Source organism: Polaromonas sp. P3_B4, from assembly GCF_056402835.1.
In genome coordinates this window covers 2,369,126-2,382,614 of sequence record NZ_JBFUGQ010000001.1, presented here as the reverse complement: position 1 = coordinate 2,382,614, position 13,489 = coordinate 2,369,126, and the positions used below count along the sequence as shown (strand labels likewise).

The window sequence follows — 13,489 nt, the reverse complement described above, 5'->3', positions numbered from 1 at the left end:
TTCTTGCTTATTCGTGATGCAGCGCTTCGTCGCTGCTGGCCTGGGTGCGCCGGCCTCTGATTTCCAGCACCAGTTCATCGATGAATGCGATCATCAGGATGACGGCACCTACGCCCATGGTGATCTGGGGAATCCATAGCGGCGTAGCGTCATTTCCGGTGGAAATGTCGTGGTAGGCATAGGAGTTGACCGACAGCATGACGCTGTACCAAGCGAACAGCATCGAAAGGGCGCTAGCCGCGGCCAGGGCCCAGATTTCCAGCGCGCGCCGGGCGCTGCCACGAAGGCCGTTGAGGATCAGCGTGACGCGGATGTGCTCACCCTTCTTGAGGGTGTGGGCCAGCGCCAGAAAACCGCTGGCAGCCATGCAGTAACCGGCATACATGTCGGTCCCGCGCAGCGACCAGGCGAACTGGCGGTCGAGGACGCCGGCCAGTACCGACACCAGCGTACCGATCATGAACAGGGCGCCCAGCCATGCCGCACCGTCATACAGCGCATCGAGCATGCGGCGCATGGCTATTTCTTCGCTGCGTTGGATTTTTCGAATGCAGACAGCAGGGCTTCACCCTCGGGGCCGGCGCGTTTGATCCAGTCTGCCTTCATGATGCTGCCCACCTGGCGCAGGTCGGCCACCAGCTTGGGCGAGGGCGTCATGATCTTCATGCCTTTTTCGGCCAGGGCTTTTTTGTAGAAGTCGTTCTTCTCCTCGCTGACTTTCCAGCCACGGGTCTCGGCATCCGCGGCGGCCTTCAAAACGGCAGCCTGGGTAGGTGCGTCCAGCGCCTCAAAGGATTTTTTGTTCACGATGACGGCGTTCTTGGGCAGCCAGGCCTGCACGTCATACCAGTACTTGATGCTTTCGTAGGTCTTGGTGTCGTAGCCGGTGGAGCCCGAACTCATGTAGCTGTTGACGACGCCGGTTGCCATCGCCTGGCTCAGCTCCGCGGCCTGAACGGTCACGGGTTGCGCGCCGACCAGCTCGGCAATCTTGCTGGTGGCCGGGCTGTAAGCGCGCCACTTGAGGCCTTTCATGTCGGCGACGGCGGTGATTTCCTTGTTGACGTAGATGCCCTGGGGAGGCCAGGCCACGGTGTAGAGCAGCTTCATGCCTTGCGCGCCCAGCAGTTTTTCAAGCGCCGGCTTTTGCGCTTCGGCCAGCTTGTGTGCCGAGGCGTAGCTGGAGGCCACAAAGGGCAGGCCGTCTGCACCAAATATTGCGTTCTCGTTCTCGAAGTTGACTAACAGGATCTCACCGATCTGGGCCTGTCCGCCTTGCACCGCACGCTTGATTTCGTTGGCCTTGAAGAGTGAGGCGTTGGCGTGCACCGTGATCTTGAGTTTGCCGCCGCTGGCCTTGTCGACGTCTGCCGCGAACTGCGTCAGCGTTTCCGTGTGGAAGTTGCTGGCCGGGTAGGCCGCGGGCAAATCCCACTTGGTCTGGGCGAAGGCGTTGGCGCCGAAGGCGAGAGCGGCGGCCACCAGGGTGACTTTGAATTTCATGAAAAGCTCCAGGACAAGGAATTAGTAAGTAGTAATAGGATAGACGCAAATCCCGCGCCAGTTCACCGGGCATACCCCGAAAAGCCGGCGCCTACCTGTTTTGCGACCTTGAGGCCCCGCCATGAACCTGCGTTTTGTTGAAGCTTTCTATTGGGTTGCCTCGCTCAAAAGTATCTCGCGCGCCGCGGAGAAGCTCTACCTGACGCAGTCTGCCATGTCCAGCCGGATCGCCACACTGGAAGAAGAGCTGGGCATCCTGCTGCTGGACCGGCGCGACAAGCAGTTCAAGCTCACCGTCGCGGGCGCGCGTTTCCTGGTCTATGCGCAAAAGCTGCTGGAGCTGCAGCGCGAGGTCAAACACGAGATGGGTTCGGGTGCGGCCATGGCGGTATCGATGCGCATAGGCGCCATCGAATCGGTGTTGCACTCCTGGCTGATTCCCTGGCTCGAAAAGCTCCGCGTAGACCACCCCGGGCTGGAGCTGGAGCTGACGGTGGAAACCACGCCCATCCTGATGGACCAGGTGCAGCGCGGCACGCTGGACCTGGTCTTCGCCGCGTTGCCCGCTTCGGCGGACGGTGTGCGCAACCAGGCTTTGCCGCCCATGGATATGGCTTTTGTGGGAAATCCGGCGCTGCATAAAAAAAGAAATTACCGGCTGGATGAACTCGCGGAAATGGAATTGCTGACGTTCCAGAAAGGCTCGCAGCCGCACGTCACGCTGGTCGACCTGTTCAAGCAGAACCGCATGGAGCCCAAAAAGGTGCATGCCATTTCATCCATTTCCGCGATGGTCCAGCTGGTGCAGGGCGGCTTTGGCGTGGCCCTTCTGCCGCGCATCGCAGTGCAGCGCCTGACGGGGTTCGCCAGCCTGAAATTGCTCACCTGCGACACCCGTGTGAAGTCGTTGCCGATCCACGCGAGCTACCGCACCGACCCGACTTCATCGGTGGTCGAGACAGTGGTCAGGTCGGCCGTGCAGTTTGCCGCGGAGAGCACGGGAGCCGGCACCAAAACGGGTCGCAAGCCGGCGGCCAGGGTTGCAAAAACAGGCAAAAAAGGTGCGTCAGGGTAAATACCAATCATCGAAAAAATCGATGACGTAAGCAAAAAATTACTTGTTTGATTTCGTCATTTGCTAATCGCACACTTCGTCACATGTCATCCAACCGTCATGTTTTTACGAGGAGTGCGTCATGAAGAAATCTTGGTGGGCCAAAGTGGCCGCAGTGTTGTTGTCAACCGGCATGGCCTTTGGCGTGCATGCACAGCAAGAGATAAAAATCGGTGTGCTTTATCCGCTCACCGGGCCTGCCGCATCCGTGGGGGCCGAGCTGCGCAGCGCGCTGGAACTCGCCGCCGACATCATCAATAACGGTGCGCCCGGTGTTTCCGAGCTGCCGCTGTCTGCCGGCAAGGGCTTGCCCAACCTCAAGGGCGCAAAAATCAAGCTGGTATTTGCCGACCACCAGGCCAACCCGCAGACTGGCGCTACGGAAGCCGAGCGTCTGATCACGCAGGAAAAAGTCGTGGCACTCGTGGGCGCCTATAACAGCGCCGTCACCGCCACGGCCAGCCAGATCGCCGAGCGCGCCGGCATCCCTTTCCTGAACCCTGAATCGTCGTCGGCATCGCTCACGCAGCGCAACTTCAAGTGGTTCTTTCGCACCACGCCGCATGACGACCTGTTTGTGCACAACGCCTTTGATTTCCTGAAAGAACTCGAAGCCAAAAAAGGCATCAAGGCGGGCGTGGTCGCCAGCCTCAACGAAAACGGCTTGTGGGGTACGGAAACCACCAAGCTGCAGACCAAACTCGCGCCCGAGTTCAAGCAGAACCTGGTCAAGCAGGTGATGTACCCGGCCAAGACCACGCAGCTGACTTCGGAAGTGCAGACGCTCAAGGCCGCCAATCCCAACCTGGTGCTGCAGTCGTCCTACACGGCCGATGCCATCCTGTCGATCAAGACCTACAAGGAACTCGGCTTTTCGCCGGACATGATCCTGGCGAACAACGCGGGCTTCACCGATACCGATTTCATCAGGACACTCGGCAAGGACGCCGACTACATCATCACGCGTGAAGTCTGGGCGCTGGACCTGGCCAACCGCAATCCTCTGATCAAGCAGGTCAACGACCTGTTCAACAGTCGCTACAAGATCAACTTCACCGGCAATTCCTCGCGCACTTTCACCGGCCTGATGGTGATGGCGGACGCCATCAACCGCGCCGGTTCCACCGAACCCGAAGCCATCCGCAAGGCGCTGGCCGCCACCGACATGCCCGGCAGCAAGCTGATCATGCCGTGGAAGGGTGTGAAGTTCGATGCGACCGGCCAGAACACCCTGGGCCAGGGCATCCTGGTGCAGATCATCGGCGGCAAATACAACACGGTCTGGCCGTTCGACATGGCCTCGCGTGAAGTGACCTGGCCCATGCCCAAGTGGGACCAGCGCAAATAAGCCGCGAGTTTTGACCTGAAAGCCAAGAGACAACCATGACTACGGAAATATTGCTTCAGACGCTGGCCTCCGGCGTGCTGATCGGGCTGATTTACGCGCTGGTGGCTATCGGCCTGACCATGATTTTCGGCGTCATGGACATCGTGAACTTCGCGCACGGGGAATTCCTCATGCTGGGCATGTACTCGGCCTTCTGGCTGTTTTCCCTGTATGCGCTGGACCCCATGCTCACCTTGCCGCTGACAGTGATCATGCTGTTCGGCTTCGGCGTGCTGCTGTACAAACTGGTGATCGTGCGCATCATCAACGCGCCCATGCTGTCGCAGATCTTCACGACCTTCGGCATCATGATCCTGCTGCGCGGCGTGGCCCAGTTCCTCTGGAAACCGGATTTCCGCTCCATCGAGAATTCGGCGGTCAGCGGAACGGTCAAGCTGTTGGGCGTGCAACTGGGCAAGCCGCAGCTGGTCGCCGGTGTAGGGGCCGTCGTGGTCACCGGCCTGATTTACTTCTTCCTGAACAAGACCCGGCTCGGTGCGGCGCTGGAAGCCACCGCCTCTGACAAGGAAGCGGCCCGTCTCATGGGCATTGATTCGCACAAGATGTTCTCGCTAGCCTGGGGCATAGGCGCGGCCTGCGCCGGCGCAGCCGGGGTGCTGCTGTCAACCTTCTTCCCGATTTTTCCGGACGTTGGCGCTAGCTTCATCCTGCTGGCTTTTGTGGTGGTCAACCTGGGCGGCTTCGGCAGCGTCTCGGGCGCCTTCTGGGCCGGCATCCTGGTCGGCGTGATCGAGGTCATGGGCGGCCTGCTGCTCGGACCGCAGTACAAGACGGCCATCGTGCTCGTGCTGTTCCTCGGCGTGCTGATGTTCCGCCCGCAGGGTTTGATGGGCAAGGCATGATCATGAAGCAACTCTTTTTTGTTATCGCCGCTCTGGCGCTTGCCTTGGCCGTCCCCGCGGTCACGGATGCCTCGCACCTGAACATGGCGATCCTCATCCTCATGGCGGCCCAGGTGGGTGTAGCCTGGAACATCGTGGGTGGCTATGCGGGACAGGTGTCCCTCGGCCATGCGGCTTTCTACGGACTTGGCGCCTATGTCTCGACACTGCTGCTGATCAAGTTCGGCATCAATCCCTGGATAGGCGTGCTCGCCGGCGGTTTGGTGGCAGCCTTGCTCAGCCTGGGGTTTGGCTGGTCCTGCTTCCGGCTCAAGGGCCACTACTTTGCGATGGCCACCATCGCGGTGGCCGAACTGGTGCAGATTTTCTTCACTGAGTGGGATTACGGCGGTGCGGCGGTCGGGCTTTACGTGCCGATGGACAAACAAGGCTGGCTCTGGCTGAACTTCGCTACCAAATTGCCGTACTACTGGCTGGCACTGGGACTGCTGATCATCACCTTGGGCGCGAACTGGTGGATAGAGCGCAGCTACCTCGGCTACTACTTCAGGGCCATCAAGGATGAACCCGACGCGGCCCGCAGCATCGGCGTGAACATCGCCCGCTACAAGCAGGTGGCACTGTCGGTCAGTGCTTTCCTCACGGCAGTCGGCGGCAGCTTGTACGCACAGAAAGAACTTTATATCGATCCGAATTCGGTGCTCTCGACGGCGCTCTCCATCAAGATGGCGCTGGTATCCATTCTTGGAGGTGTGGGCACCTTGTTCGGTCCGGTTGTGGGTGCCGTGGTGCTGACCAGCATCGAGGAATTCACGCGCATTGCCTTCGGCGGTACGGGCCGCGGCACTGACGTCATCATTTATGCGAGCCTCATCATCGTGATCGCGGTCTTTTATCCCACGGGCCTCATTGGCTGGCTGCGCAGCTTCCGGGAGCGCCGCGAGGCACGCGCCGATGCATCGCGGCAGATGGCGGTGCCCACCGCCACCGTGCAGAACGCCGGCGAGGAGGCCGTATGAAGTTGCTGGAAGTCAAACAGGTCAGCAAGCGTTTCGGCGGGCTGGTCGCCAACCAGGATGTGTCCTTTAGCGTGGACACCGGACAGGTGGTGGGCCTGATCGGCCCCAACGGCGCCGGCAAGACCACCATGTTCAATTGCGTGGCGGGGTTTTTCGCTCCCACATCGGGCAGCATCATGCTGGGCGGCCGCGACATCGCAGGACTGCCGCCTGAAACATGCGCCCGTGCCGGTGTGGCACGGACTTTTCAGATTGCGCGCACCTTCACCAGCATGACGGCCTGCGAGAACGTGATGACCGCGGCCATGCTGCTGCAGCACAACGTTGCGAAGGCACGCCAGGCTGCCATGGACTGGCTGGCTTTTGCCGGGCTTGAACGCTTTGCCGACCGGCCTGCCGCCAGCATGACCATCAGCGAGCAGCGGCGCCTGGCCGTGGCGCGTGCGCTGGCCATACAGCCGCGCATCCTGCTGATGGATGAAGTGATGGCGGGTCTCAACCCGTCGGAAGTTCGCGAAGCGGTCGACGTCGTTCTCAAGATCCGGGACAAGGGCATTGCGTGCCTGATCGTCGAGCATGTGCTGGAAGGCATCATGCCGATCGCCGACAAGATCGTCGTGCTGGACCGCGGCGTGAAGATCGCCGAAGGCACGCCGCAGCAGGTGTCGAACGACGCTGCCGTGATTACCGCCTACCTCGGGGACTGAAGATGCTTGAAATCAAAAACCTCAAGGTCTGCTACGACGACGTGCTGGCCATCTCCGACGTCAGCCTCCAGGTCGAGCCCGGCAAGATCGTCGCGCTGGTAGGCGGCAACGGCAACGGCAAGTCCACCACCTTGCGCGCCGTGGCAGGCCTCAATGCCGCCGCAGCGGGCAGTATTACCTTCAACGGTGAGCCGGTTCACCGCATGCCGGCGCACAAACGCGTCCCGTTAGGTCTGTCGCTGGTGCCGGAAGGCCGGCGCCTGTTTCCCCGGCTGACAGTGCTTCGCAACCTGGAGCTCGGTGCCTTTACGCGCACGGACAAGCACGAGGTGGCGCGGGGCATTGAAGAGATGCTGCAGCTGTTCCCCATCCTCAAGGAGCGCGCCACACAACTGGCCGGTACCATGAGTGGGGGCGAGCAGCAAATGCTGGCCATCGCCCGCGGGCTGATGGCCCGGCCCAAGCTGCTGATGCTGGATGAGCCTTCGTGGGGCATCGCGCCCAAGTTTGTGACCAAGGTGCTGGAGGTTATCCAGCAGGTCAATGCCACAGGTGTCTCGATATTGCTGGTGGAACAGAACCTGCAAAAGGCCCTGGGCATCGCGCATTACGGCTATGTCATCCAGACTGGCCGTATCGTGATGCAGGGCAAGGGTCATGAGCTCCTCAATGATGACCGGATCAAAAAGGCCTACCTGGGCCTTTGACGGAAAAGCCGCTGTATCACCCTATTTTTTCCAATCAAGCTTTACCCTGCCATGAACAAGATTTTTGATCGTCCCGCAGACCTCCGGATGGCCAGCCGTTGCGGCGAGTTTGCCCTGCCCACCGCGGGACACGCGAACGGCCATATCCAGGCCAACCTCATGATCGTCCCCCAGGCCCAGGCCTTTGACTTCCTGTTGTTCTGCCAGCGCAATCCCAAGCCCTGCCCATTGGTGGAGGTTCTGAAGCCGGGCGCCACGGAGCCTTTGTGTGCACCGGGGGCGGACATCACGACCGACATTCCGGGCTATCGCGTTTACCGTGACGGCGAGTTTGTCGAGGAGCGGGACGAGATCCGTTCGATCTGGAAGGACGACTATGTGGCCTTCCTGATCGGCTGCAGTTTTTCTTTCGAGGCCGCGGTCACCCAGGCCGGCATTCCCCTGAGGCATGTCGAGCAGGGCCGCAATGTCTCGATGTTCCGTACCAGTCTCCAGTGCCAGCCCGCTGGTGTGTTCAGCGGTGAAATGGTCGTCACCATGCGGCCCATCAAGAGCCGCGATGTGGCAAAGGTGGTGGAGATTTCTGGCCGGTTTGACGTTGCGCATGGTGCGCCCGTTCACATCGGCAATCCGGAGGCGATCGGCATCACCGACCTGTCGCGACCGGATTACGGCGATGCAGTCGACATCAAGGATGATGAAATCCCGGTGTTTTGGGGTTGCGGCGTCACGCCGCAATGGGTTGCCCAGAAGAGCCGACTGTCGATGTGCATCACCCATGCGCCGGGCAAGATGTTTGTGACGGACCTGAAAGGGTGAGTTCCATGCACCCGCCGCCGGGCTAATTCTCAACTCCCAAGGAGTTCCCATGAAAGCAGTTTTAATAGCCGTGCTCGTCACGGCGGGGGCAGCGCACGCCCAGACAACCTGGAAGCTGGCCACGGGCTACCGGGCAGAGTCCTTCCATACGCAGAACCTCCTGCAATTTGGGCGCGATGTGGATCTGGCCACGCGCGGACAGCTGGTCATACAGGTGTACCCCAACAACACCCTGGCCAAGCTGGCGGACATCAGCGCGGCCGTGCAGCAGGGAAAGGCCGAAGCGGGCGAGACCATCCTGGCGAGCATGGTCAAGGAAATTCCGCTGGCTGGCGCGGACTCCATTCCCTTCGTCGTGGCCTCCTACAAGGACGCACAACGCCTCTGGAAACTACAGCGGCCAGGCCTTGAAAAGCATTTCACCGAGCATGGCATGAAGCTCCTGTACGCAGTGCCGTGGCCGCCGCAAGGCCTGCATTCGAACAAGCCGGTGCGGGGCCCGACGGATTTTCGGGGCACCCAGATGCGCACCTACAACCAGACCACCATGCGCATCGCCGAAATGCTGGGTGCCAAGCCGGTGGATGTGGCCATGGTCGATGTGGGCAAGGCATTGGCCGAAGGCCGGATGGACAACATGATCACGTCGGCGCTGACCGGCGTGGAGAACAAGGTTTGGGGCCCGATCAAGTATTACTACGAGATCAATGCCTGGTTCCCCAAAAACGCGGTGTTTGTGAACAGCAAGGTCTTTGATGCACTGAAGCCCGAGGCGCGCGCTGCCGTGCTCAAGGCGGCAGGCGAGGCGGAAGTCCGCGGCTGGCAGGCCAGCCAGGCGCTGGCGACCAGCGCGACCGAGGAATTGCGCGCCAACGGCGTGAAGATAGAACGCATTCCCCCCGAACTGGACACTGAGATCAAGCGCATGGGCGAGAAGTTCTCGCGCGAGTGGATACGATCGGTGGGCAATGAAGCCAATGATATTTTCGTGCCGTACTACATGCCGCAATAAGCACAGGCTTCGAATCGCATGAAAACTCCTTCTGCATCCATCGCCGCCTACCTTCATGCCAAGGATGGCAACCGGCCTCACCTGCTGGCGCAAGCCTTTACGGACGATGCCCTGCTGCAGGTCACCGTCCACACCGGTGCGATCTCGTTTCCTCCGGTGTCACGGGGAAGGGACGCCATCGGCGAGGTGCTGGTGCGCCGTTTTGGCCAGTCCTACGAGAATGTCTACACCTTCTGCCTGAGCTCGCCGCCGGAGGCCGACGCGCAGGTGTTTTGCTGTGACTGGCTGGTTGCCATGACGGAAAAGGACAGCCGCGCCGTGCGGGTCGGGTGTGGTCGCTACGATTGGTGTTTTTCGCCGCCTTCATGTCTGGCGGAAAGCCTTTCAATCACCATCGCGAGCATGCAGACCCTGCCGGCCTCGCACACTGACGAGGTCATGGATTGGGTCGCCGGTCTTCCCTATCCCTGGTGCCCGGCTTCAACGGCCCTGCGGGGCGCGCCGGACATCCAGCACCTGGCGCCGGTACTTGGGTACATTGGCAGGGCGCAGATGGCCAATTTTCCGGACAAGAGATCCCGGCCGGCAACGCCTCACAGCGTCGTGCCAAGCCAGGTCTGACAGCAGCAAGATCAATAAGATCCATAGAGATCAGCAAAGAACACGTTAACTCTGAAATCAAAAAAATTATGCAAGACACCACTTCAAAACCGGGCGGCGACCGTTGGCAATTCTGGATAGACCGCGGCGGCACCTTCACGGACATCGTGGCCAAGAAGCCCAATGGTTCGCTGGTCACGCACAAGCTGCTGTCGGAAAATCCGGAGCAGTACCGCGATGCGGCGGTCGCCGGCATCCGCCACCTGCTGGGCCTGAAAGCGGGCGAGCCGATACGCGCCGACGTGGTGGACTGCGTGAAGATGGGAACGACCGTGGCGACCAATGCGTTGCTGGAGCGCAAGGGTGAGCCGACCTTGCTGGTGACCACGCGCGGCTTTCGGGATGCCCTGCGCATTGCCTACCAGAACCGCCCCCGTCTGTTTGACCGCCACATCGTGCTGCCCGAGTTGCTTTACAGCGCGGTGGTGGAGGCCCAGGAGCGTGTGGGCGCGCAAGGCGAGGTGCTTCAGGCGCTCGACGAAGTGCTATTAAAAAAGGAGCTGCTTGCGCAGTACCAGAAAGGGCTGCGAAGCCTTGCAATTGTTTTTATGCATGGTTACCGGTTCACGGAGCATGAAAAGGCCGCCAAGCGCATCGCGACCGAGGTGGGTTTTACCCAGATCAGCACCTCGCATGAAACCAGCCCGATGATGAAGTTTGTGAGCCGCGGCGACACCACGGTGGTGGACGCCTACCTCTCCCCCATCCTGCGACGTTATGTGGAACAGGTCGCCAGTGAGATGCCGGGGGTACGGCTCTTTTTCATGCAGTCTTCCGGTGGGTTGACCGATGCGCATGTATTTCAGGGCAAGGACGCCATCCTGAGCGGCCCGGCGGGCGGCATTGTGGGCATGGCCCGCACGGCCGCAATCGCCGGCCATGCCAAGGTCATAGGCTTTGACATGGGCGGCACCTCGACGGACGTGTCGCATTACGCCGGGGAGTTCGAGCGCGAATTCGAAACCCAGGTCGCCGGTGTGCGCATGCGGGCACCCATGATGAGTATCCACACCGTGGCGGCGGGCGGCGGCTCCATCCTCAAATTTGACGGCGAGCGCTTCCGGGTTGGTCCACAGAGCGCAGGCGCCAACCCAGGCCCCGCCAGTTACCGGCGCGGTGGCCGCCTGGCGGTGACCGATGCCAACGTGATGGTCGGCAAGGTGCAGCCGCGCTACTTTCCGAAGGTATTTGGTCCCAATGCCGATGAGCCGTTGAGTTACGAGGCGGTAGAGGCCCAGTTCAACGAACTGGCCGGGCAGACCGGGCGCAGTGCCGAGGTGGTGGCTGAAGGCTTCATCAACATCGCGGTCCAGCAGATGGCCAACGCCATCAAGAAAATTTCAGTGGCACGCGGCTATGACGTGACACGCTACACGCTGCAATGCTTTGGCGGTGCGGGCGGGCAGCACGCCTGCCTGGTGGCCGATGCGCTGGGCATGACCAAGGTGTTTGTGCACCCGCTGGCGGGGGTGCTGAGCGCTTATGGCATGGGCCTGGCCGACCAGAATGTGATTCGTGAGCAGGCGGTGGAGCTCAAGCTCTCGGCCGCCGTGCTTCCGGAAATTGCCGACAAGCTCAACGCGCTCGCTGCGACGGCAGAGGCCGAGCTGCAGCGCCAGCAGGTCAGCACCGGCAGCATCACCACGCATCACCGCGTGCATGTGCGTTATGAAGGCAGTGACTCCGCGCTCATCGTGCCCTTCGGTACGCTGGACGAGATCGAGTCCGGGTTCGAAGCCGCTTACCGCCAGCGCTTTGCCTTCCTGATGCAGGGCAAGGGCCTGGTGGTTGAGGCCGTGTCGGTAGAGTCCGTGGTGGCAGGCGACGCGCCTGCCGAGCCGCGCCACACCACGCATGAGCCGCGCGAAGTACCTCGCCGCGAAACCGTGCGCATGTACTCCGGCGGCCAGTGGCATGACGCCGCGCTGGTGGTGCGTGAAGATCTGCGGCCGGGCGACATCATCTCGGGGCCGGCCATCATTGCCGAGAAGAACGCCACCACGGTCGTGGAACCGGGTTGGGAAGCCGCGCTGACGGCGCTGGACCACCTGGTGCTGGACCGCCGGGCCGAACGCGCCGTGAAGTTTGCGGCGGGCACCACGGTAGACCCTGTGCTGCTGGAGGTCTTCAACAACCTCTTCATGAACATTGCCGAGCAGATGGGCCTGCAGCTGCAGAACACCGCTTACTCCGTCAACATCAAGGAGCGCCTGGACTTCAGCTGTGCACTGTTTGACACCGAAGGCAACCTGATCGCCAATGCGCCGCATATGCCGGTGCACCTGGGTTCCATGGGCGAAAGCATCAAGACGGTGATTCGCGAGAACGCCGGAAAGATGCAGCCTGGTGATGTGTATGTGCTGAACGACCCCTACCATGGCGGCACGCATCTGCCCGACATCACCGTCATTACGCCGGTCTACCTTGGTGCGGCGACACAGCCGACGTTTTATGTCGGTTCGCGCGGACACCATGCCGACATCGGCGGCACCACGCCGGGCTCCATGCCGCCGTTCTCGACATTGATTGAAGAAGAGGGCGTGCAGATCAACAACGTCAAGCTGGTAGAGCGCGGTGTGCTGCGCGAGGCGGAAATGATTGCGCTGCTCAAAAGCGGCAAATACCCCAGCCGTAACCCGCAGCAGAACATGGCCGACCTGAAAGCGCAGATCGCCGCCAATGAAAAGGGCGTGCAGGAGCTGCGCAAGATGGTGGACACCTTCAGCCTGGAGGTGGTGCTGGCTTATATGCGCCACGTGCAGGACAACGCCGAGGAGTCGGTGCGCCGCGTGATCACGCGCCTCAAAAATGGCGAGTTCACCTTGCCGCTGGACAACGGAGCCCAAATCAAGGTGTCCATCCGTGTTGACGTCAAAGGACGCAGCGCCGAGATCGACTTCACCGGCACATCGCCGCAGCAGACCAATAACTTCAACGCGCCGACGGCGGTGTGCATGGCCGCAGTGTTGTATGTGTTCCGCACCCTGGTTGACGACGACATCCCGCTGAACGCGGGCTGCCTGAAGCCGCTCAAGGTCATCATCCCGCCGGGCTCCATGCTCAACCCGAACCCGCCGGCTTCGGTGGTGGCGGGTAATGTGGAAACCTCCACCTGCATCACCAATGCGCTTTATGGCGCGCTGGGTGTAATGGCCGCCGGCCAGTGCACGATGAACAACTTCACGTTCGGCAATGCACGCCACCAGTACTACGAAACCATTTCAGGTGGCTCCGGTGCGGGTGGCAAGCTGGATGATGCCGGCAAGCTGGTGTCGGGTTTTGACGGCACCTCTGTTGTGCAGGCGCATATGACCAATTCGCGGCTGACCGACCCGGAGGTGCTGGAATTCCGCTTCCCGGTACGGCTGGAAAGCTACGAGATTCGTCAGGGCTCCGGTGGCGCGGGCCGATGGCAGGGCGGCAACGGCGGGGTGCGCCGTGTGCGCTTCCTGGAAACCATGACGGCCAGCATCCTGTCGAACGGGCGCAAACACGGCGCCTTCGGCATGGCCGGGGGCCAGGCCGGGCAGGTCGGGCAAAACGTTGTGGTCCGGGCGCAAGGCCAGATCGAAACACTGGGCCATATCGGCCAGGCCGAGATGCAGCCCGGTGATATTTTTGAAATCCATACGCCGGGCGGCGGTGGCTTCGGGAAAGCTTGATGCCAATCACGGGCCGGTGTATGCCGGCCTGCTTCC

At 61.3% G+C, this 13,489-nt stretch carries 12 protein-coding genes; 10 read left to right on the top strand and 2 right to left on the bottom strand.

The features are described from left to right. Window positions 1–7: 7 nt before the first annotated feature. Window positions 8–517 (bottom strand): TRAP transporter small permease, encoded by a 510-nt coding sequence (locus tag AC1DVV_RS11315; RefSeq protein WP_477689258.1) that lies wholly within the window; start codon window positions 515–517, stop codon window positions 8–10. Window positions 518–519: 2 nt separating this feature from the next. Continuing rightward, window positions 520–1,503 (bottom strand): TRAP transporter substrate-binding protein, encoded by a 984-nt coding sequence (locus AC1DVV_RS11310; RefSeq protein ID WP_457280037.1) that lies wholly within the window; start codon window positions 1,501–1,503, stop codon window positions 520–522. 121 nt (window positions 1,504–1,624) lie between these two features. Between AC1DVV_RS11310 and AC1DVV_RS11305 the strand changes: the two genes are divergently transcribed. From AC1DVV_RS11305 to AC1DVV_RS11260, 10 genes are all read left to right on the top strand, one after another. Then, window positions 1,625–2,578: a LysR family transcriptional regulator gene (locus tag AC1DVV_RS11305; protein ID WP_457280038.1), complete on the top strand. Its 954-nt coding sequence runs from the start codon at window positions 1,625–1,627 to the stop codon at window positions 2,576–2,578. A 121-nt stretch (window positions 2,579–2,699) separates the two neighbouring features. Then, on the top strand, window positions 2,700–3,965 hold the full coding sequence (locus AC1DVV_RS11300; RefSeq protein WP_457280039.1) for an ABC transporter substrate-binding protein: 1,266 nt from the start codon (window positions 2,700–2,702) through the stop codon (window positions 3,963–3,965). A gap of 35 nt (window positions 3,966–4,000) precedes the next feature. Next, window positions 4,001–4,867, top strand: a complete 867-nt coding sequence (locus tag AC1DVV_RS11295) for a branched-chain amino acid ABC transporter permease (RefSeq protein WP_457280040.1) — start codon at window positions 4,001–4,003, stop codon at window positions 4,865–4,867. 2 nt (window positions 4,868–4,869) lie between these two features. Further along, on the top strand, window positions 4,870–5,886 hold the full coding sequence (locus AC1DVV_RS11290; protein WP_477665613.1) for a branched-chain amino acid ABC transporter permease: 1,017 nt from the start codon (window positions 4,870–4,872) through the stop codon (window positions 5,884–5,886). Next, a complete protein-coding gene (locus tag AC1DVV_RS11285) occupies window positions 5,883–6,593 on the top strand; it encodes an ABC transporter ATP-binding protein (RefSeq protein ID WP_457280042.1) in 711 nt (236 codons plus the stop codon). Before AC1DVV_RS11290 ends, AC1DVV_RS11285 begins: the two co-directional genes overlap by 4 nt. A gap of 2 nt (window positions 6,594–6,595) precedes the next feature. Further along, window positions 6,596–7,300 carry an ABC transporter ATP-binding protein gene (locus AC1DVV_RS11280; RefSeq protein WP_477665614.1) on the top strand — a complete coding sequence of 235 codons (705 nt, stop codon included), beginning with the start codon at window positions 6,596–6,598 and terminating at the stop codon, window positions 7,298–7,300. 51 nt (window positions 7,301–7,351) lie between these two features. Then, window positions 7,352–8,119, top strand: a complete 768-nt coding sequence (locus AC1DVV_RS11275; RefSeq protein WP_457280044.1) for a putative hydro-lyase — start codon at window positions 7,352–7,354, stop codon at window positions 8,117–8,119. Window positions 8,120–8,168: 49 nt separating this feature from the next. Continuing rightward, window positions 8,169–9,131 carry a TRAP transporter substrate-binding protein gene (locus AC1DVV_RS11270; RefSeq protein WP_457280045.1) on the top strand — a complete coding sequence of 321 codons (963 nt, stop codon included), beginning with the start codon at window positions 8,169–8,171 and terminating at the stop codon, window positions 9,129–9,131. An 18-nt stretch (window positions 9,132–9,149) separates the two neighbouring features. Further along, the gene (locus AC1DVV_RS11265) at window positions 9,150–9,752 is read left to right on the top strand and encodes a nuclear transport factor 2 family protein (protein WP_457280046.1); all 603 of its coding nucleotides are present in this window, start codon (window positions 9,150–9,152) and stop codon (window positions 9,750–9,752) included. 68 nt (window positions 9,753–9,820) lie between these two features. Next, complete coding sequence (locus tag AC1DVV_RS11260; protein ID WP_477702421.1) at window positions 9,821–13,453, top strand: hydantoinase B/oxoprolinase family protein; 3,633 nt, start codon at window positions 9,821–9,823, stop codon at window positions 13,451–13,453. Window positions 13,454–13,489: the final 36 nt, after the last annotated feature.